The sequence below is a fragment of the Providencia sp. PROV188 genome (genome assembly GCF_027595165.1).
In the GTDB taxonomy this organism is placed as follows: Bacteria; Pseudomonadota; Gammaproteobacteria; order Enterobacterales; family Enterobacteriaceae; genus Providencia; species Providencia lanzhouensis.
The window spans coordinates 488,066-508,131 of the sequence record NZ_CP097291.1; the positions used below are offsets into that span (position 1 = coordinate 488,066).

At 45.8% G+C, this 20,066-nt stretch carries 16 protein-coding genes; 12 read left to right on the forward strand and 4 right to left on the reverse strand.

Translation table 11 applies throughout. From position 1 onward, the window contains the following. Positions 1-244: 244 nt before the first annotated feature. A complete protein-coding gene (locus tag M5X66_RS02160) occupies positions 245-427 on the reverse strand; it encodes a hypothetical protein (protein WP_006658236.1) in 183 nt (60 codons plus the stop codon). 263 nt (positions 428-690) lie between these two features. Here M5X66_RS02160 and M5X66_RS02165 point away from each other — a divergent pair, with 263 nt between their 5' ends. The 6 genes from M5X66_RS02165 to arnT all read left to right on the forward strand — a co-directional run bounded on the left by M5X66_RS02165 (position 691) and on the right by arnT (position 9,636). Further along, positions 691-2,139 (forward strand): DUF4026 domain-containing protein, encoded by a 1,449-nt coding sequence (locus M5X66_RS02165; protein ID WP_036955321.1) that lies wholly within the window; start codon positions 691-693, stop codon positions 2,137-2,139. A 69-nt stretch (positions 2,140-2,208) separates the two neighbouring features. Next, positions 2,209-2,667 carry a regulatory protein RecX gene (locus M5X66_RS02170; protein WP_036955318.1) on the forward strand — a complete coding sequence of 153 codons (459 nt, stop codon included), beginning with the start codon at positions 2,209-2,211 and terminating at the stop codon, positions 2,665-2,667. 280 nt (positions 2,668-2,947) lie between these two features. Continuing rightward, the gene (gene dcuC, locus M5X66_RS02175) at positions 2,948-4,306 is read left to right on the forward strand and encodes an anaerobic C4-dicarboxylate transporter DcuC (RefSeq protein ID WP_036955315.1); all 1,359 of its coding nucleotides are present in this window, start codon (positions 2,948-2,950) and stop codon (positions 4,304-4,306) included. A gap of 480 nt (positions 4,307-4,786) precedes the next feature. Beyond that, positions 4,787-6,046, forward strand: a complete 1,260-nt coding sequence (locus M5X66_RS02180) for an aromatic amino acid transport family protein (RefSeq protein ID WP_036955312.1) — start codon at positions 4,787-4,789, stop codon at positions 6,044-6,046. Between the two features lie 234 nt (positions 6,047-6,280). Beyond that, complete coding sequence (locus M5X66_RS02185) at positions 6,281-7,555, forward strand: bifunctional O-acetylhomoserine aminocarboxypropyltransferase/cysteine synthase (protein ID WP_270103836.1); 1,275 nt, start codon at positions 6,281-6,283, stop codon at positions 7,553-7,555. Between the two features lie 434 nt (positions 7,556-7,989). Further along, positions 7,990-9,636, forward strand: a complete 1,647-nt coding sequence (gene arnT / locus M5X66_RS02190) for a lipid IV(A) 4-amino-4-deoxy-L-arabinosyltransferase (protein ID WP_036955307.1) — start codon at positions 7,990-7,992, stop codon at positions 9,634-9,636. Between the two features lie 100 nt (positions 9,637-9,736). Here arnT and M5X66_RS02195 read toward each other — a convergent pair whose 3' ends face one another. From M5X66_RS02195 to M5X66_RS02205, 3 genes are read right to left on the reverse strand one after another with little or no spacing between them, the layout of a single operon-like run. After that, a complete protein-coding gene (locus M5X66_RS02195) occupies positions 9,737-9,943 on the reverse strand; it encodes a hypothetical protein (protein ID WP_270103837.1) in 207 nt (68 codons plus the stop codon). Continuing rightward, positions 9,940-13,044, reverse strand: a complete 3,105-nt coding sequence (locus M5X66_RS02200) for a MexW/MexI family multidrug efflux RND transporter permease subunit (protein ID WP_270103838.1) — start codon at positions 13,042-13,044, stop codon at positions 9,940-9,942. Before M5X66_RS02200 ends, M5X66_RS02195 begins: the two co-directional genes overlap by 4 nt. Before the next feature lie 10 nt (positions 13,045-13,054). After that, positions 13,055-14,152: an efflux RND transporter periplasmic adaptor subunit gene (locus tag M5X66_RS02205; RefSeq protein WP_154599653.1), complete on the reverse strand. Its 1,098-nt coding sequence runs from the start codon at positions 14,150-14,152 to the stop codon at positions 13,055-13,057. 101 nt (positions 14,153-14,253) lie between these two features. Here M5X66_RS02205 and soxR point away from each other — a divergent pair, with 101 nt between their 5' ends. The 6 genes from soxR to M5X66_RS02235 all read left to right on the forward strand — a co-directional run bounded on the left by soxR (position 14,254) and on the right by M5X66_RS02235 (position 19,961). After that, complete coding sequence (gene soxR / locus M5X66_RS02210) at positions 14,254-14,736, forward strand: redox-sensitive transcriptional activator SoxR (RefSeq protein WP_187128693.1); 483 nt, start codon at positions 14,254-14,256, stop codon at positions 14,734-14,736. A 194-nt stretch (positions 14,737-14,930) separates the two neighbouring features. Further along, positions 14,931-15,716 carry an SDR family oxidoreductase gene (locus M5X66_RS02215; protein ID WP_036955294.1) on the forward strand — a complete coding sequence of 262 codons (786 nt, stop codon included), beginning with the start codon at positions 14,931-14,933 and terminating at the stop codon, positions 15,714-15,716. 35 nt (positions 15,717-15,751) lie between these two features. After that, complete coding sequence (locus M5X66_RS02220; RefSeq protein ID WP_036955290.1) at positions 15,752-16,999, forward strand: styrene monooxygenase/indole monooxygenase family protein; 1,248 nt, start codon at positions 15,752-15,754, stop codon at positions 16,997-16,999. Between the two features lie 11 nt (positions 17,000-17,010). Next, positions 17,011-17,547, forward strand: coding sequence for a flavin reductase family protein (locus M5X66_RS02225; protein WP_230082440.1), 537 nt, complete (start codon positions 17,011-17,013; stop codon positions 17,545-17,547). Positions 17,548-17,561: 14 nt separating this feature from the next. Continuing rightward, positions 17,562-18,344, forward strand: coding sequence for a cyclase family protein (locus tag M5X66_RS02230; protein ID WP_270103840.1), 783 nt, complete (start codon positions 17,562-17,564; stop codon positions 18,342-18,344). A gap of 3 nt (positions 18,345-18,347) precedes the next feature. After that, complete coding sequence (locus tag M5X66_RS02235) at positions 18,348-19,961, forward strand: phytoene desaturase family protein (RefSeq protein ID WP_270103841.1); 1,614 nt, start codon at positions 18,348-18,350, stop codon at positions 19,959-19,961. Positions 19,962-20,066: the final 105 nt, after the last annotated feature.

The window sequence follows — 20,066 nt, forward strand, 5'->3', positions numbered from 1 at the left end:
AATAGAATGAAGGAAACAATAAATTAATTAACTTACAGTTATCCACAAAAGTTTAGCATATATGGCAATTGATAGTATGGCTCATGGTGCTATTTTAATGATATTTCGCTACCTATGAACGCATATTATTATCAATATGATGGATGTGATTAAGATATTAAGAAGATGCTATTGAGGTACTAAAAAACGTGCTGAAACTCTGGGTATTTCAGCACTGAAATGCATTAGAGGAGTAAGAGCGGTATTATTTGCTGTTTTTCTGATGAAACTGAACACGCTCATGGAAGTAATCTTTTAAATGCGCTTCCATGCTGTGAATTTTTTGTTCCAGCGCATTAATTAAGACATCATCATTATTCATATCAAAAACGCGCTTCATTGCGAGGTCATCAATATATTCTTTTTGTTTCTCAGATAAATCAGCCATGTTGTAAAGCCTCTATTTTCAAAACCTATATAAGAAAGGATTATTTCACCAACCAAAAGCCTTGGTGATGCTGGTTCTCATTGTGCCCTAGTGAATACGGGATGAAAAGTGGAATTACGTTGCATCAAATAATGATGATTAATGCTCCTAGTTTAAATATGAGAGATTAAACGCCTATCTGATTGGGTTAAGAATTATCACAATATTCTTATCGAATATAAGCTGATATCCTCCAGTAAGATAATAAATAACAGGGCAAAATAGTGAACAATAAACAACAATACCTTGATATTGCTGCTGGAAACGGGGAGAAAGAAGCCTCGATGATGGTGGCAATCCCTGCATCAGAGCTGACCTCCCTACAACTTGAACAGCGTCTGGAAGAGCAAACCTACTTTACTGAAGGGGAAATTGATTACCTGCCTGATGAAGAAGGCGGCGGTTTCTTCTTTAGCTGTAAACGTGGCGAAGAAGAGTTACGTTTTTACGTTTCGCTTGTGGAGAGCGACCCGGAATACACCATCAACCCGTATTTCGCGACAGATCCTATTAGCCAAGAACTTTACACGCAGGCAAGCAATGCGCCACAGGCCGTGGTGGTTGAATGCCTATTCCAAGAAAAGCCTCTAGTGAGCTACTTACAGCAGCTTAAAATTATCCAAATTTTAGTACCTGATTTATTACTGGGCTTGGATATTTCTGCCGCAGGTAAAGTCTTTACCCGTGAATGGCTTAACTTCCAGCTGATCGACGATTTAATGCCAAGCATTGATTCCCTGTATGTGGTGCATGCCATTTACGATCACGATGAAAACTCCGAAGATTCAGCGCCGACCAAATATTGGTTCCATACTCATGGGTTAGCCCGTTGTGGTTTATCGGAAGCGGAAATTATCATTCCACACCCGATTGCGTCTTATTATGGGATCCCTGAGTTGTTCTGGAGCTTTGTGAACAACAGCATTACCAACGGAAAAATCGACTTTAATGAGCCGATTTTCATTGGGCAAACACAAACCGGCTATGAATATTTAGTGGCGGTACCTTTTGAAGAAGGTCTCCTTCATGTAGGAACTTCCACACCGATCGATAACTTAAAACCGCTGGAAGAGATGAACTTCGAGTTTGGCGATATGAGCTCTGAGCGTTTTATGGGGGATTGGCACGACCGTGACGAATCTCACCAGCATCCATCCGTAATGTTATTCCGTGTCACGCAAGAAAACCCAACATTGGAAAGCTTCTTTGAAGGGTTTGAAGACCAAAATGCAATGATGTTTATGCGCACTGATGAAGAAACGGCGGATATGTCCAGCAAAGCCAGACTACGTTGGGAATACTTCACTCACATGCTCGATAACTATGGTCCAAAGCCAGTCACACCGAAAAAAGGGCTATTTGCGAAGCTGCTCGGAAAATCGGAAGAAGAGGAAGAATCAGAGTGGCGCTTCTTAATTAAATGCGGCATTAGTTATCAAGATGAAGAGGGTGATGAAGGGCACGAACATATGTGGTTTGAGCCGTTGACATGGAACGGCGACCAGTTTGAAGGCCGTTTAATTAATCACCCATTCTATGTGGAAACCATGGAAGAGGGCGGTGTTTATCCGCTAACGCGTGACCATATCACGGATTGGACTATTTATTATCAGGACGGTAGCTATACTCCTGATACAATCTATAAACTTCTTAGTGGTGCTCAAGTGCATTAATCTATCTTGATTGACTAATGCGAATAGGGCACTGAATTCAGTGCCCTTTTTAATGAGTTAAATGTGACAATGACCCAACCTGAACTGTACCAATATGCCCTATTTTTACTTTCCAGACGCGATTATGGCAAAGCGGAGTTATTTGCCCGTATGAAGCGCCGTATGTATGAAAAAAATGAGGGGATTATCGATGAGCAGTTGATTGAAGGGGTGTTGGATAAACTGAGTGAGCAGCACTTTTTGGATGATGACCGTGTGGTATCACTGCTATTGCAAGGGTATTCGCGTAAAGGATATGGACCTTTACGGATCAAACAAGAAATGCGGCAAAAAGGATTTGCCGAGACATTAGTCGAACACCATTTTGCTGAGCTTGATGTCGACTGGTTTGAAAAGGCAGCAGAAGTACGCAGTAAAAAATTTGGGGATGAAATCCCAACTGACTTTAAAGAGAAGGGTAAACAAATTCGTTATCTGCAATACCGAGGTTTTTTTGGTGACATGATATTTGAGTTATTCTCGCGCTAATTTTTGCAGTTAATCTTACATTATTTATGATGGTCATTATGTAGATAATCACGCCATTTAATATCGCTTAAATTACTATTATTTGGCTTTAGTTTAAATGTTTAATGCCCCTGAATTTCATTTCTTTTGCTTAGTCAAAAAATAATATTTTTTTGACTTGTGTTTTTATCTATTTCTAGATTAAAAATATTGTCCACTATGATCATTATCAGTGTATTTCGCTTTTTTTTTAGGCAGAGTACCACCAATAATTACAAAATGAGACGGGCAGGAGAAACACATGATTGAGCTCTTAATAGGCGTATTGGTCGCCGTTGGAGTTGGGCGCTATATAATAAAGGGTTACTCTGCAACTGGGGTATTAATGACGGGGGGTATTTTACTCCTAATTATTACTGCGTTAATGGGTAAAAGCATTTTACCAGAATCAGTGAAAGCAACGGGATGGCGCGTTACTGATATTCTGGAATACATCAAGTTCTTATTAATGAGCCGAGGTGGTGACCTCGGTATGATGATCATGGTGCTGTGTGGGTTTGCGTCTTATATGACTCACATCGGTGCGAATGACGTGGTGGTGAAAATTGCCTCCAAGCCATTAAAAATGATCAACTCCCCATACTTATTGATGGTTGCGGCGTATATTGTTGCTTGCTTGATGTCACTGGCAGTTTCATCGGCAACAGGTTTAGGGGTGTTATTGATGGCAACCTTGTTCCCTGTGATGGTTAACGTCGGGATCAGCCGTGGCGCAGCGGCGGCTATCTGTGCATCACCGGCCGCTATCATTCTGGCACCAACGTCTGGAGACGTTATCTTAGCGGCGAAAGCAGCAGAAATGCCTCTGATTGATTTCGCATTCAAAACCACACTGCCTATCTCCATCGCTGCCATTGTTGCGATGTCAGTGGCTCACTTCTTCTGGCAGCGTTTTCTGGATAGAAAAGAGCACGTTAAAACCGAAATGCTGGATGTGAATGAAATTAAAACCCACGCACCAGGTTTCTACGCGATTCTACCATTTACTCCAATCATCGGCGTATTAGTGTTTGATGGTAAATGGGCGCCTGAGCTACATATTGTCACCATTATTGTTGGCTGTATTATTATGGCTGCAATCATTGAGTTCATTCGTAGCTTCAGTGCAAAACATGTCTATGGTGGCTTAGAAGTTTGCTATAGAGGTATGGCTGATGCGTTTGCAACCGTCGTGATGCTGTTAGTGGCAGCTGGCGTATTTGCTCAGGGTCTAAGCACCATCGGCTTTATTAAAGGCTTGATCGACTTAGCGCAATCCTTTGGTTCTGGCGCGATTGTGATGATGATTGCGCTGGTGGTGATCACTATGTTAGCGGCGATGACCACTGGTTCTGGTAACGCGCCATTCTACGCATTCGTTGAATTGATCCCTCACTTAGCGAAGCAAATGGGCGTCAACCCAGCTTACCTTGTCATTCCAATGCTACAGGCATCTAACTTAGGTCGTACATTATCACCGGTTTCTGGGGTGGTGGTTGCGGTATCGGGGATGGCGAAGATTTCACCATTTGAAGTGGTGAAAAGAACCTCGGTTCCCGTATTAGTTGGGCTTATCGTTGTTGTGATTGCCACTGAGATTTTAGTGCCAGTCTATTTGTAACAAAATAGGTATTTACCAAACAAAAATGGCTAGAAATTATTCTAGCCATTTTTGTTGCTGACAAAGAGGGATAAAAGCGTGGTTTTTCCCTCTTTGTGTTATCAGGCGAAAATCAATGAATTGATTTTCCTTGTTAATTCTACAACCCAAAAGAGCCATTTCCAACCCTGATGGGTTTGGAAATGGTCTGATGGCTAGAAATTATTCTAGCCATTTTTTTTATCGATATTTATTTCGGTTAAAACTTAGGTTCAAAAGAAAAAAACTCTACGCTTTTTTGACGTGGTGTTTTGGTATTTTCAATCAAATGATAAAAATTTATTTGCGATTATTAACAAATTGTCATTTTTTTAAATTCAGATATGAGATCTACACCAAAAAGCCAGAAAGATTAATCAAAATAAGCTAGTTGCTCTAACGCATTTAATGCAAAATTCGCCGCATCTTTTTTTATCCATTTTAAAACGATGAAGTGACGGTATGAGCACAATAAAAACCGCAGTAAACACGACAGACAAACCTGCCAGTAAGTGGACTTATAAAGACTTCACTTGGGTATTATCTCTTTTTGGTACCGCCGTTGGTGCGGGTGTTCTTTTTCTGCCAATTAAAGCTGGCGCGGGTGGTTTCTGGCCATTAGTTGTATTAGCTTTAATTGCAACTCCAATGATTTGGTTAGCTCATAAAGGGTTAGCGCGTTTTGTTTTATCGGCTAAGAAACACGATGCTGATATTACCGATACTGTGGAAGAACATTTCGGTAAAACAGGTGCGAATATTATCACTTTTGCTTATTTCTTTGCGATTTACCCAATCGTATTAATTTACGGCGTGGGTATCACTAACACAGTAGACTCATTCTTAGTGAACCAAATTGGTATGGACCCACTGCCACGTTGGTTGCTGTCTGGTGTGTTAATTGCAGCAATGACCGCAGGTGTCGTATTCGGTCGTGACTTAATGCTGAAGCTCACTTCTATGATGGTTTATCCATTAGTCTTCATCTTATTAGCGCTGTCTCTGTACCTGATCCCTGAGTGGAATACGTCGATGTTAGAAGTCGCACCAGATTGGAGCGCAATGCCGATTGTTGTCTGGATGGCGATTCCTATCATCGTATTCTCTTTTAATCACAGCCCAATCATCAGCCAGTTTGCAAAAGACCAACGTCAGCAATTTGGCGACCAAGCTGTGATTAAAACTGACATGATCACTGGCGGCGCAGCATTTATGCTAACTGGCTTCGTGATGTTTTTCGTATTCTCTGTGGTTCTGTCACTGAGTCCTGCTGAGTTAGAAATCGCGAAGAAAGAAAATATCAGCGTGTTATCCCACATTGCGAACATTAACCCATCACCAATCCTGTCTTACTTAGGTCCTATCGTGGCATTCGCAGCTATCGTTTCTAGCTACTTTGGTCACTTCTTAGGTGCGCACGAAGGTCTGGTTGGATTAGTCAAATCGCGCTCTTCAGTTTCTGTGAAGAAAATTGAGTTAATCTCTTTACTGTTCATTGTAATCACCACTTGGATCGTCGCGATTATCAACCCAAGTATCTTAGGTATGATTGAAACCATGGGTGCCCCAATGATTGCGGCAATCCTGTTTATCCTGCCAGTTGTGGCGATGCGTATCGTGCCTGCAATGAAACCGTTTAGTACCTCTAAGCCAGCGCAAATCTTTACGCTGCTATGCGGCTTAGCATCAATTACCTCTGTGATTTATGGCGCGTTCGCGTAATTAAATTCAGTTGTACCGAAACCCATATTACTTCGGCAATATGGGTTTTTTTGTTTCTAATGCGGTCTTATTTATTTTATGAATAACTTTAGATGAAATTATTTCAAGTCTAGATGGTTGTGCGAGGAATTTACTTGGGGGATATTGGAAAGGACTGCCGTGAAATAATAAGTACCGTGAAATAAAAACAAGAACCCATTCAATTGGCAGTGCGGGTATAACAAGGATAACTCAATGAAATTAGAAACATTATCAATCCACGCAGGCTATTCTCCAGACCCTACAACCAAGTCTGTCGCGGTGCCTATTTATCAAACCACCTCTTATGCATTTGACGATACACAGCATGGCGCGGATCTGTTCGACTTAAAAGTTGCAGGTAATATCTATACCCGCATTATGAACCCGACCAACGATGTGCTAGAAAAGCGCGTTGCTGCCCTTGAAGGGGGAATTGCTGGGCTGGCGGTGGCTTCGGGCATGGCAGCTATCACCTATGCAATTCAAACTATTGCCCAAGTCGGCGATAACATTGTTTCGGTGGCAAAACTGTATGGCGGTACGTACAACTTACTGGCGCATACTCTACCGCGCCTTGGTATCGAAACCCGGTTTGCTGAACACGATGATTTAGCCGCACTAGAAGCCCTAATTGACGAGAAAACAAAAGCCGTTTTCTGCGAATCTATCTCTAACCCTGCGGGTTTTATTGTTGACCTTGCCGCGCTGGCGGAGATCGCTCATCGCCATGGCGTACCTCTGATTGTCGATAATACCGTAGCGACTCCATATTTATGCCGCCCATTCGAACACGGTGCGGATATCGTGGTGCACTCGTTAACCAAATATATCGGTGGTCATGGCACCTCAATCGGCGGAATGGTGATTGATTCAGGTAAATTCCCATGGGCAGAGCACGCAGAGCGTTTTTCTCTGCTGGTTGAGCCGGATATCGCTTATCACGGTGTCAGCTATACAGAGCACTTCGGTGCGGCGGCGTTTATTGCGCGTTGCCGCGTGGCACCGCTGCGTGGAACGGGAGCAGCATTATCGCCATTTAACGCCTTCTTGATCTTACAAGGTCTGGAAACGCTCGCGTTAAGAATGGAGCGCCATACTGAAAATGCAGTGAAAGTGGCACAATTCCTCGAAAACCATCCGCAAGTGGCATGGGTAAAATATGCGGGGCTACCAAGCAACCCTGAGCACGCACTTGCGCAAAAATATATGCAAGGTAAACCTGCTAGTATTATGTCTTTTGGGATCAAAGGCGGGCAAGAAGCGGGAGCGCGTTTTATTGATGCACTGAACCTGATTGTTCGCTTGGTCAATATTGGCGATGCAAAATCATTAGCTTGCCACCCAGCATCGACCACCCATCGTCAATTAAATGATGCAGAGCTAGCTCGTGCAGGAGTATCGCGCGATATGATCCGTTTATCCATTGGTATTGAACATATCGATGACATTCTTGCTGACTTAATCCAAGCCTTGGATGCAGCCAAGTAAATCTTGTTAAGTAGCTACCGATAAATAAAGGCGGTTATTGTGAAGAATATATTGCAATAACTGCCTTTATTGTTACCTGCGTGATTAACTATTGGGTTTTATTCTTCTTTCTAGAATTAATAACTATTCGCAAGCGGCACCGTTTTTTAATTTATTTTTCATTCTGTTAAAAATAAATGGAAATCGCTGAACTATTGTTTTTTAATCGAGTCTTAACAAGCAGCTCATCCTGTTATCTTAATGTTGAAATAAAAGATTCATTTATTGATTGTTTATCTCATATGGATGTATGAAATACGAAAATGTTTATTGGTTTATACTGGGTTTAGTCGAACTAATGATAATAGAACCCTGATTTTATTAATCAAAAGTGCCTGAAGCTTCGGCGCAAATAATAATTATTAAATATTTATGACAATAATGGTTGAGATTAAATGATGATGGCAAATAATAAAGTTGCCTACTTTAAGTGGTGCCTATTATTCGGTTTTGTACTCATAACCTATTTTCTTCCTCTCAATGGGCGCATGCTATGGCAGCCCGATGAGCTACGCTATGCAGAAATCAGCCGTGAGCTGATATTAAGTAGCCATTGGAGCGTGCCTGAGCTGCTTGGTATCCGCTATTTTGAAAAGCCGATTTTTGGTTATTGGGTCGGTTCTTTCTTCCAAATGTTATTTGGTGAAAACAATGTCTCGGTTCGGTTAGGTGTGGTGTTTAGCACCCTTATCAGCGGGTTATTTGTTTATCTTAGTGCAAAGATGGCATGGAAAAATAAAGATCTCGCGTTTAATGCGGTGCTTATTTATCTTTCCATGTTTATGATTTTGACCATTGGGACTTATAACATCCTTGACCCAATTGTGACCGCCTTTATTACGATGATTATCTTCTTTTTCCAATGGGGGATAACCACGACACAACGCGCTCATAAATTGTATGCCTATATTCTGATTGGCGTGGCATGCGGTTTAGGCGTTATGACAAAAGGCTTTTTAGTTTTAGTGCTTCCCGTTTTAGTGTGTTCCGTTAGCGCAATTTACTTTAAAAAGTTCAAAGACGTCTGCCTGTACGCATTAATTTCGATTCTTGTTGCCGTATTAGTTTGCTTACCGTGGGCGCTTACTATTGCAAGCCTAGAGCCAGATTATTGGAGCTACTTTTTCTGGGTTGAGCATATTCAGCGTTTTATGGCGGATAACGCACAAAACAAATCTCCGTTCTGGTTCTATATGCCGATTTTGTTGGCGGCGGTGCTTCCGTGGTTAGGTTACCTCTTCTCATCCATTGCACACGCAGTTCGCGCGAGAGGCATGAACCTCTATTTCTTATTGTGGGCGGCGCTACCTTTCCTGTTTTTTAGTGTGACAAAAGGGAAGCTTCTCACCTATATTCTGCCGTGCATCGCACCCATCGCGATTTTGATGGCATCCTATTTGCAGCAGGTTTTAACTCAGAATAAAGTGGCTACTATTCGCCTGAATGCGCTGATAAACATCACGTTGGGTATCGCGGCGGCAGGGGCATTTATTGCATCACCTTATTTCCCTAAAATGAATTTATATCAAGGGGATGAAAGCTACAAAATGTGGATTGCCGCAGGGGCATTTCTGTTTTGGGCTGTGATGGGGGTAGTGTCATTTAACCGCAAATTCTGGTCATGGGCAGCCGCCTGTACGTTAGTACTCAGCCTCAGTATTGGGCATGTGATCCCTAAATATATTGAGAGCAATAACACCCCGCAAGGCGTGTTAACAAAATACCAAGATCAGCTACAAAACCGCGCGGTACTTTTAACCAACAATGTGGGATTAGGCACTGCGTTGGCTTGGGTACTCAAACGCGATGACATTACCATGCTGTATCAAACGGGTGAGCTAGGCTACGGGCTGAATTACCCAGATGCGGAAAATCGTTTTTACCGTTTAGAGCAGCTACCAAGCTTGTTGGCGAGCCAAAATAACCGCAACGTTGCGGTGGTGGTTGATGCTTCGCAAAATGAAGTCATTGATGCTTTACCGGGTACGCCAATCATTATTAAAGAAGGTAAGTTAGTGATGGCTTTCTATGAAGGTCAGTAAATTAACAGCCTGATAATAGCTTGAAGAAGAGCCGCACTACGAAAGTATGCGGCTCTTTTTTCTGTTGATTAGAGTATTAATTCAAACATCGCTGAGAACACTATTTACGCCATCGGTTAGTTGCGTCGGAGCGCGTTTTCCATACCGGATAAGGATGATAAATCATCATCATTGCCACACTGTTGCTCATAGGATTAGCCACTGAACCTGCTGATTTGCTGTCATGAACTGACCGTTTCTCATGAACGCTTCGCTTTTCCTTGCGAGCGGGAACAAGTGAAAGATGGTTTAACGATGATAAATTCATGGTGCCGTCTCCTCAGAGTGTTTAATTAAACGGTTAGCTTCAGCCAGCTCATAACGTCTTGGGGTTAACGCTGTTGCGCTGTGATTACGTGCAAGCACGGAATAGATAGTTGGCAACACAAACAGGGTAAATAGCGTCCCCACCAACATGCCTGTGACAATCACCAAACCCAGCCCAAAGCGGCTATTTGCTCCAGCGCCAGTCGCGAACAGAAGAGGAACTAAACCGATAACCATTGCTGCCGTCGTCATCAAAATTGGGCGTAAACGGATTTGTGCTGCTTTTAAAATGGCATGGCGTTTATCTAACCCTTCGTTAGCTTGCAGCTCATTGGCAAACTCCACCATCAAGATCCCGTGTTTACTGATTAGCCCGATCAAGGTAACTAAGCCAATTTGGGTATAAATATTGAGGGTGGCATAACCCAATGCCAGCGGAATCAAGGCACCACAGATAGAAAGCGGAACGGTAATTAAGATAATCAACGGATCTACTAAACTTTCATACTGAGCCGCGAGCACTAAATAGATAATGAGCAGCGCCGCCATAAACGCGAAGGCGAGGGTGTTTCCTTCTTGTTTATATTGGCGCGAATCAGATTGCCAATCATGGCTAAAACCAGCTGGCAGCTCACTGGCTATCTCATCGAGATACGCCACCGCTTGCCCTATGGTAACGCCCGGTGCAGGGATCGCTTGGAAAATGGCGGCATTTTGCTGATTAAACTGAGACAATTTATTCGGCTCTACTTGCGTTGAAATATCCACCACCGTCGACAGCGGGATCATGCTGCCATCTTCGGACTTAACATAATGGCGGGATAACGCTTCAGGCGTCAGTCGCTGGCTGCGTAGGCTTTGCGGTATCACATCATAAGAGCGTCCATCCATGCCAAAGCGGTTGATATAATTCTCACCCACCAGCAACGTTAGGGACTCTCCAATATCCTGCATACGAATGCCTAAACTGTTGGCTTTCGAGCGATTAATGCGAACCTCAACCACAGGGTTGTTATAGTCGAGGTCGCTATCTACCACCATAAACAGGCCACTTTCACGCGCTTGCTGTTTAATCTCTTCCATGGTGCGATACAGTACTGGATAATCTTGGGGGCTTTTTAGCACCATTTGAATAGGCAAGCCGCCCGTAGAGCCGGGTAATGCAGGTAACTGGAACACAAAGATACTGTTACCTTCGACATCACCAACACGATTTTGTAAGTCTGATTGGATCGCCGACGCAGGGCGCTCTCGTTGCTCCCAAGACGTTAAATTTGTGCCTCCGAAACTGGCTGATGGGCCATCGGTACCGTTAATAATCCACGTACTTTCCGTTTCGGGTAGCTCCATAAACACATCGTGTAATTTACGGGAGAAACGCTCCACATACTCAAGGTTGGCATGCTGCGGAGATTTAATTGCCGTTAAGACGCTCGACTGGTCTTCAACAGGTGCCAGCTCCCGCGGTGCGGATTGATACAACATTGGCAGGCTGATCACGACACCGACAGCCAAAATTCCGGTGATCCAGCGGTTTTTCAATGAGAAATTCAGCACCGCCGTATAGTAATGGGCAAGGGTCTCGAAGAAGGTTTCTGCTATTCGCGCCATACGCCCTTCATTCTGTTTTGAGTTCAACATAAACGAACTCATCACCGGAGAAAGGGTTAACGCCACGATGCCAGATACAATCACCGCGCCCGCCAATGTGAGCGCAAACTCTTTAAATAATGCCCCTGTTAATCCAGACATTAAGCCAATCGGTGCATACACCGCAGCGAGGGTAATCGTCATCGCGATAACGGGACCTGCTACCTCACGGGCGCCGATCAAGGCCGCCAGAACAGGGGATTTTCCTTCCTCAATATGGCGATGCACGTTTTCCACCACCACAATGGCATCATCTACCACCAACCCAATCGCCAGTACCATCGCCAGTAAGGTCAGCAAGTTAATACTAAAGCCGAACGCCATCATCAATGCCGCTGCACCCAGCATGGACAGCGGGATGGCAAGAATAGGTATAATTACGCTGCGAATCGAACCAAGGCACAGATAAATCACGGCGATAACAATCAGTAGGGCTTCAACAAGGGTTTGGATCACTTGGTCGATGGAGGCTTTAATAAACCGTGAAGTTTCAAAGGCCATTTCCACTTTTACCCCCGGCGGCAGGGTTTTGATGATATCTGGCATTAACTTATTCATGCCATCTACAATCACCAGCGGGTTACCGGTTGGCGTGGCAAACAAACCTAAGTAAATGGCAGGTTCCCCATTCATTAAGCCACTGGTTTCTGTAGATGCAGCCCCCAGCTCAATGGTACCCACATCCTTTAAGCGCACCAATCCGTTACCATCATTGCGGATCACCAAATCGCGAAATTCATCCACATTGGTTAAATCGGTGTTCACATACACGTTAGAAATGACAAACTCACCTTTCACCTTACCGGGAGCTGCTTGATAGTTATTTTGGCGCACCGCTTGGGCGACCTCAGCCGCTGAAATGCCGCGACCAGCGAGCTTATCCGCATCCAGCCATAAACGCATCGCCAGTTGTTGCCCGCCAAATACCTGCACTTTCGCTACGCCATCAATGGCGGAATACATTGGTTCTACCACGCGGGAAAGGTAATCGGTTAGTGCGGGAATCGAAAGTTCGGTACTGGAAAAACCAATATAAGCGACGGCAGTGGACTCTCCTGAAGAGAGCTCAATCACAGGGTCATAGGCCTCTTTCGGTAACTTATAACGTACTTGGTTCACCTTCGCCATCACTTGGGTGAGAGCTTGGGTTGAATCGCGGTTTAGCTCCATGCGCACCGTCACAAGGCTGCTGCCTTGAACGGATGATGAGAATAGGTAATCAACCCCTTCAACGGAAGAGACCGCTTGGGCAATCGGCTGAGTCACAAACCCCTGCATTAATTTTGCCGATGCGCCCGGATATTGCGTGGTAATTGTGATGGTTGAACTTTCTAATTGAGGATATTGGCGAATGGGTAATTTACTCAGCGCAAACAGCCCGATCAATACAATCAAGGCACTGACGACTAAAGCCAATACCGGTCGGCGCACAAACAGGTCCGTAAATTTCATAGCACCGTCCTTAGGAACCTTGCGGAGTTTCAGATAATGTATTTTGAGCGATAGGGGTAATGGCAGAGCCATTATTCAGACGTAGCTGGCCAGAACTGACCACTTGGTCGCCCTCGGCAAGTCCGTGCTCAATTTCGATATTGCCATCAAAACGCTGCCCCGTTTTCACGGAAACGCGTTTGACCGTCATGGTGTCCCCAGTACCTTCAGCGATAAATACCGTATCCCCATAAGCGGTGTAAGTGACCGCTGTTTCAGGAATGGTCAGCACTGCATTGTTTGCTTGTCGCACCACAGTGACATTGGCGTACATACCCGCTTTTAGCTTGCCATTGCTGTTATCGAGCGTAGCTTGCAACGCAATTGTTCGGGATTTGCCAATCAACGGATCAATCGCCGTCACTTTGGCGGGGAATGGGGTTTCGGGGTAAGCATCGACGGTGATATCCACCACTTGTCCTTGATGCAATTCCGGGGAGGCTTGCTCATCCAATGAGAAATTCAGCTTCAACGTTTGGGTATCCACAAGGCTGGCTATCGCTTCACCAGGACTAAGGTATTGCCCTTCATGGACTTGGCGAATACCAATCGTGCCATCGAATGGGGCATGAATGGCTTTTTGCGCAATCAGTGCTTGGGTCTGCTGAATCAGCCCTTGTGCCATATCGCGCTCGGCACGGGTGCTATCCACCTGCGCTTCTGCCACTAAATGTTGCGCAGACAGAGAACGGGTTCTGTCATATAGGCGGGCAGCATTGCGGTATTGTGCTTGATAGCGAGCTAAATCTGCACGTTCCACCGCATCATTGAGCTGCACTAATAATTGCCCTTTTTTGACCTGTTGACCGGATTCAAAACCAATTTTGGTGATGCGCCCACTGGTTTCTGCGGCTACAAACACCTGACTACCCGCTTCTAATTCCCCCACACCGTAAAAAGTGCGTGGAGCATTAGCCAAGGTGACGGGAGCAAGAGCCACTTTCACTGGAGGATGCTGATAAGCCGCTTGTGGCTTATCGTCTGAGCTGGCGTAAGTCGAGTAAATGGCGGCTCCTCCACCTACGGAGAGAAGCCCTGCACATAGCAAAGTTAGCGTTTTTTTATTCATTATCATTGGCATCTTAAATTGACAATTAAAGAGGCTGGCACTATAAAACCTTAAGTTAAGTTGAGGTCAATAGGGGGAAAGAAGAAATGGTGGGTAAAACCATGAATACGATAAAAACGCGAAAAATTGCCGCTGAAAAGGTGGATTTTTCACGGGCACTGACGGTAGGAGAAGTGGCTAAGCGCGCAGGCGTTCCGGTTTCTACCGTACATTTCTATGAGGCGAAAGGGCTGATTCAAAGTACCCGAACACAAGGGAATCAACGGCGTTTTCCACCTGTGGTTTTACGCTACATTGCCATTATCAAAGTGGCACAAAGCACAGGTATTCCCCTCAAAGAGATCCAAGATGCACTGGGGCAGTTTCCGGCAAACAGCAAGTTGACCGCGGAAGAGTGGAAAGGGATGTCAACGGAATGGAAAAGTTCATTAGATAGACGAATCAAACAGTTAACTCGATTGCGCAATGAGTTGGATCACTGTATTGGTTGTGGTTGTTTGTCTCTCAAAGATTGCCCATTGCGCAACCCTGAAGATATCTTAGGTCATCAGGGTTCGGGCGCCCAAATCCTCGAACGTCCTTAAATCACACTTTTCACTATCTGGATAGCCACGGCAAGATGTGGCTATTTGTTCTGTATTATCATCATGTTATTAAATAAATAGCCGCGCTGTGTGGATAATCTTTGCGCATATGGGCTACAGGCTTTTGCCTTTTTTGCGTAATGATTCGTCATGTTAATTTTTTGTGAACGAATGAGAGCAAAGAGGGCACAGTGATGAAAGGTCTGAATAATAAAATTGCCATCGTGACGGGTGGTGCAACCAAAATCGGCGCAACCGTGGCAAAAATCTTATGTTCCTATGGGGTCAAAGTCACCATTTTTGATATCGACAAAACCAATGGGGAAATTGTGGCGCAATCGGAGCCCAACATTGATTTTCTACCCGTAGATATCACTGATGACCAACAGTTAAAGCAAGGTATTGACCGCGTTGCGCAAAAATATGGTCAACTCGATTTTTTGGTTAATCTGGCCGCCACCTATCTGGATGACGGTCAAGCCTCTTCACGTCAAGACTGGCTAACGGCATTAAATATCAATGTGGTGAGCGCTGTGATGGCAGCGCAATTTGCCAAGCCCCATCTAGCCAAAGCGGGCAAAGGTGCAATTGTAAACTTCACCAGTATCTCCTCTTCGGTGGCGCAAACAGGTCGCTGGCTCTATCCCGCATCGAAAGCCGCCATGCTAGAAGTGACGCGTAGCCAAGCGATGGATTATGCCCCCGACGGTATTCGCGTCAATTCTGTTTCCCCCGGTTGGACATGGTCTCGGGTGATGGACGAATTGACGGGTGGCGATCGCCAAAAAACCGACCGTGTCGCGGCGGATTATCATCTTTTACAACGTGTTGGCGACCCTGAAGAGGTGGCTCAAGTTGTGGCATTCCTACTGTCTGAGCTAGCGAGTTTTGTCACTGGCGCAGATTACGCGGTCGATGGTGGATACTCCGCCATGGGACCTGAACAGGCGAAACCCGCCATTCCCCGTCTTGCTGAATAAGACACCCTGATTTTAATTTTATCGAGGAATTCACTATGCGTCGTATTGCAATCGTAGGTGGTGGTCAGGCGGGTATGCCATTGGCATTAGGGCTGCTGGACAAAGGTTATGACGTGACGGTTGCCACCAATCGTACTCCAGATGATGTGAAAAATGGTCGCGTGATGTCCAGCCAATGTATGTTCGATATTTCGCTGCAATTTGAGCGCGATTTAGGGATCAACTTCTGGGAAGACAAATGTCCGCCAGTAGAAGGTATTGGTTTTACTGTCCCGCATCCTGAAAAGGCAGGTGAAAAAGCCATTAGCTGGCGCTCACGTATCGATAATTATGCTCAAGCCGTTGATCAGCGTATCAAAATGCCTTATTGGCTGGAGTTATTTGCCGCTCGTGGTGGCAATTTGATGATTGAAGATGTGGGCATAGCAGAGTTAGAAAAACTCGCTGAAACTCACGATTTAGTGATTTTAGCGGGAGGAAAAGGGGAAATCGTTAAGCTGCTAGAACGTGACCCTATTCGTTCTCCGTATGATAAACCTCAGCGTGCATTAGCGCTCACGTACGTTCACGGCATGCTGCCAACCCCTGAATTTTCACAAGTCTCCTTCAACCTAATACCGGGTGTGGGGGAGTACTTTGTGTTCCCATCTCTAACCAATAGCGGCGACTGCCACATCATGGTTTTTGAAGGTGTACCGGGTGGGCCGATGGATCAGTGGGGAGAAGCACGTACACCACAAGAACATTTGGCCTACAGCAAAAAAATCATCGATACCTATTTACCGTGGGAAGCAGAGCGCTGCCGCCATGTGGAGTTAACTGACGAAAATGGCATTCTGGCAGGGCGCTTTGCCCCAACAGTCCGTAAGCCAGTTCTCACGCTGCCATCAGGCAAAATTGTCTTTGGTTTAGGGGATGCATTAGTGACCAACGATCCACTGACTGGACAAGGATCGAATAACGCCACGAAAGCCAGCAAAGTCTACTACGACGCTATTTTAGCCCGTGGTGACAAGCCGTATACGGCGGAGTGGATGAACGACACGTTTGAGCAATTCTGGAAATACGGTCGCCATGTGGTGGAGTGGACGAATGCTCTATTGGCGCCGCCACAGCCGCATGTTCTTAATGCATTAGGCGCAGCGCAACAACTGCCAACCTTAGCGCACACCATCGCGAACGCCTTTAACTATCCGCCAGTTCTTGCACCATGGTGGCATGATGCCCATGCCTGCGATGCCTATATTCAATCGCTGATGCAAGAAGAAGTTCGCGCTTCGTAGGAGAAATCAGTATGTCGATGATTGCAGAGGACACGCTTATGTGCGAAAGCGAATGGGGTCATACCGAGTTTGAATCGAAAACCTTACGCAATTTACTAGGCTGCTACCCCACAGGGGTAGCGGTTGTGACCACTCGCACCCCTGATGGACGTGACGTTGGATTGACCATCAACTCATTTGCGTCACTGTCGCTCGACCCGCCTTTGGTGCTATGGAGTTTAGTTAACCATTCGCCCAATCTCGCGGTATTTCGTGATTGCCAACATTTCACGATCAATATCTTAGGCAAAGATCACCAAGAGTTAGCGATGCGTTTTGCTAATCCTCGAATCGAAAACAAATTCGAAGATGTAGCCGTACACATCACGCCAGAAGGGATCCCCGCCTTACACGGCGCGATCGCCACCTTAGTGTGTGAAAACCACAAGCAAGATCATATTGGCGATCACTTATTGATGGTGGGGCATGTACGCCGTATCGGCAGTGAAACAGGCAAGCCTTTAGTTTTCCACGGCGGCACATTTACCGCTCTACATGAAGCGCAATAGGCGCAGGAGATAGTATGGAACAGCAAACTTTGATGTCATTTGCCAGCGAGTTACAAAAAGGCAATATTCAGATTATCGACCTGACACAAATCTTATCGCCTTCATTTCCGGCATTGCAACTGCCCGCTGAGTTTGGGCAAGTGTGGTCATTCAAAATGGAGCAAATTTCCCGTTATGATGAGAATGGTCCCGCTTGGTATTGGAACAATTTTAGCTGCGGTGAACACACCGGCACCCACTTTGATGCTCCCATTCATTGGATCAGTGGTAAAGATCAGCCAAAAAACACCGTTGATACCATCCCGCTACACCACTTTATTGCCCCAGCGGTAGTGGTTGATGCAAGTAAAGAAGTCGCGCAAAACCCCGATTGGGTTTTAACTGTGGATTTTCTACAAAAATGGGAAGAGAAACACGGCAAAATTCCAAAAGCGGCATGGGTTTTACTGCGTACAGATTGGTCGAAAAAGTCCGATAACCCAGAAGCGTATGTGAATATGCGCGAAGATGGTGCTCACACACCGGGTCCTTCTCAAGAAGCGGTTGAATGGCTTATCCACCAGCGTGATGTCAAAGGTTTTGGGGTTGAAACTATCAATACGGATGCGGGGCAATCTTACAGCTGGCCTGTGCCATACCCGTGCCACACGCTAATGCACGGCAACAATAAATACGGTCTGCAATGCTTGAAAAACCTCGACCAACTACCGGCTACTGGAGTGGTGATCGTCGCTGCGCCGCTGAAAATTGAAGGCGGTTCGGGTAGCCCATTACGCGTGCTTGCGCTGGTGGGGTGAGGTATGGCGACCTTATCCAATCCCCAAGTGATCGTGGTCGGCAGCGGGATGAATTCGCTGATGTGCGCCGCCTTATTGGCGGTGCGTGGGAAATCGGTTTTGGTTCTAGAACGTAACGACCGCCTTGGCGGCTGTATTCGTACCGAAGCGTTATTTGAAGGCTACACTCACGACTTACTTTCATGCTGGTATTCACTGTTCGTTGGTAGCCCAGGCTACCAAGAGTTAGCGCCATTGCTTCAACAACAGGGGTTGGAATTCGCGCAATGCGACTATTCCACTGGATTGGTGCAGCCTGATGGCAAATCTGTGGCATTAAAGCGAGATATTGCGCAGGCTGCTAAGCAGCTAGATGCTATCGCTCCCGGAGATGGCTTAGTGTTTCGCCAAATGGCAGAAAAACTGTTTAGCGAAGATGCCGCACTGACATTTGGTCTATTAGGGCAAAATCCCTACAGCGGCGGCATGCTCAAGTTGCTGTTTTCCGAGTGGCGCAAACGCGGTGTTGATGGCTTGCTGGATTTTGCTAAATCTGGCGTGGAAAGTTTTCGTCGCTGGTCTGAGCGGGAATTACAGCATGATTTTAGCCGTGCGTTGATGGCGCCGTGGGTGCTGCATACGGGGTTAGGGCCTGATGAAGCCAGCTCGGCGCTGATTGGTAAACTGACGTTTGCCGCGGTTGTGGCGGGTGGAATGCCCGTTGTCAAAGGTGGCAGCTATCGGATTGTCGATGCGTTTGCCAAAGTGATTGAGCAACATGGTGGTGAGTTACGTACCAACGCCCATGTGGAGAAGATCATTACACAAGGCAGCGGTAAAAATAGCCGTGCCACAGGGGTTCGTGTGAATGGGCAGTTTATCCCTGCGAGTGAAAGTGTGGTGTGCAACGTAACGCCAACCCAGTTATATGGCGGCTTGCTTGATGAGGTTTCACCACAAGTGAAGCAGAGGGCGAAAGGTTATCGTTATGGTCGCGGTGGGATGCAAATCCATTTTGCGCTAAGCGCGCCGCCGCCATGGTGCAACCCTGAATTACTGAATGTGCCGTTGGTTCATTTCACAGAGAGCATGGAACAAGTGTGCTTATCTGTCACGCAAGCCAATAATGGCTATCTACCTGATCGCCCGACGTTTGGGATCGGTCAACCGACCACATTAGACCCAAGTCGTGCCCCTGAAGGCGGGTGGATCTTGTGGATACAAATGCAGGAACTGCCTCGCTATCTTAAAGGGGATGCAGCGGGAGAAATTGCGATCCCTGAAGATGGCCGTTGGAATGATGCGGTGCGTGAAGCAGTTGCCGATCGCATTCAGCAGCGTTTGGAAATGGTGATGCCGGGGGTGTCTGATTTGATAGTCGGTCGTAAAGCAATTTCCCCAGCCGATCTTGAGCGTTATAACTGCAATCTGGTGGGGGGGGATCCTTACTCAGGAACCTGTTCGCCAGATCAATTCTTTTGGTTGCGACCGTTTGCCGCTTCAGGGCAGACCAAAGCGCATCAAACAGCAGTCAAAAATCTGTTCCATATTGGGGCATCAACCCATCCGGGTCCCGGTCTTGGCGGGGGCTCTGGGTATTTAGTTGCTGAGAAATTAGCAGCGAAGAAAAAGCGGTAATAGAGAATGGGCCTGAATCAATTCAAGGCAAGACAAACACAGCAAACATACAAGTAAACATCAAAGTAAACATATAAAAAATATCATAAAACCACTACAGCGGCA

Bases quoted from the DNA above. Each gene is read 5' to 3' on its own strand.
- M5X66_RS02160 (WP_006658236.1), bottom strand. From the start codon at position 427: ATGGCTGATTTATCTGAGAAACAAAAAGAATATATTGATGACCTCGCA.
- M5X66_RS02215 (WP_036955294.1), top strand. From the start codon at position 14,931: ATGAAAGGTCTGAATAATAAAATTGCCATCGTGACGGGTGGTGCAACC.
- M5X66_RS02235 (WP_270103841.1), top strand. From the start codon at position 18,348: ATGGCGACCTTATCCAATCCCCAAGTGATCGTGGTCGGCAGCGGGATG.
- M5X66_RS02200 (WP_270103838.1), bottom strand. From the start codon at position 13,044: ATGAAATTTACGGACCTGTTTGTGCGCCGACCGGTATTGGCTTTAGTC.
- M5X66_RS02225 (WP_230082440.1), top strand. From the start codon at position 17,011: ATGTCGATGATTGCAGAGGACACGCTTATGTGCGAAAGCGAATGGGGT.
- M5X66_RS02195 (WP_270103837.1), bottom strand. From the start codon at position 9,943: ATGAATTTATCATCGTTAAACCATCTTTCACTTGTTCCCGCTCGCAAG.
- M5X66_RS02185 (WP_270103836.1), top strand. From the start codon at position 6,281: ATGAAATTAGAAACATTATCAATCCACGCAGGCTATTCTCCAGACCCT.
- M5X66_RS02230 (WP_270103840.1), top strand. From the start codon at position 17,562: ATGGAACAGCAAACTTTGATGTCATTTGCCAGCGAGTTACAAAAAGGC.
- arnT (WP_036955307.1), top strand. From the start codon at position 7,990: ATGATGATGGCAAATAATAAAGTTGCCTACTTTAAGTGGTGCCTATTA.
- M5X66_RS02220 (WP_036955290.1), top strand. From the start codon at position 15,752: ATGCGTCGTATTGCAATCGTAGGTGGTGGTCAGGCGGGTATGCCATTG.
- M5X66_RS02180 (WP_036955312.1), top strand. From the start codon at position 4,787: ATGAGCACAATAAAAACCGCAGTAAACACGACAGACAAACCTGCCAGT.
- M5X66_RS02170 (WP_036955318.1), top strand. From the start codon at position 2,209: ATGACCCAACCTGAACTGTACCAATATGCCCTATTTTTACTTTCCAGA.
- dcuC (WP_036955315.1), top strand. From the start codon at position 2,948: ATGATTGAGCTCTTAATAGGCGTATTGGTCGCCGTTGGAGTTGGGCGC.
- soxR (WP_187128693.1), top strand. From the start codon at position 14,254: ATGAATACGATAAAAACGCGAAAAATTGCCGCTGAAAAGGTGGATTTT.
- M5X66_RS02205 (WP_154599653.1), bottom strand. From the start codon at position 14,152: ATGAATAAAAAAACGCTAACTTTGCTATGTGCAGGGCTTCTCTCCGTA.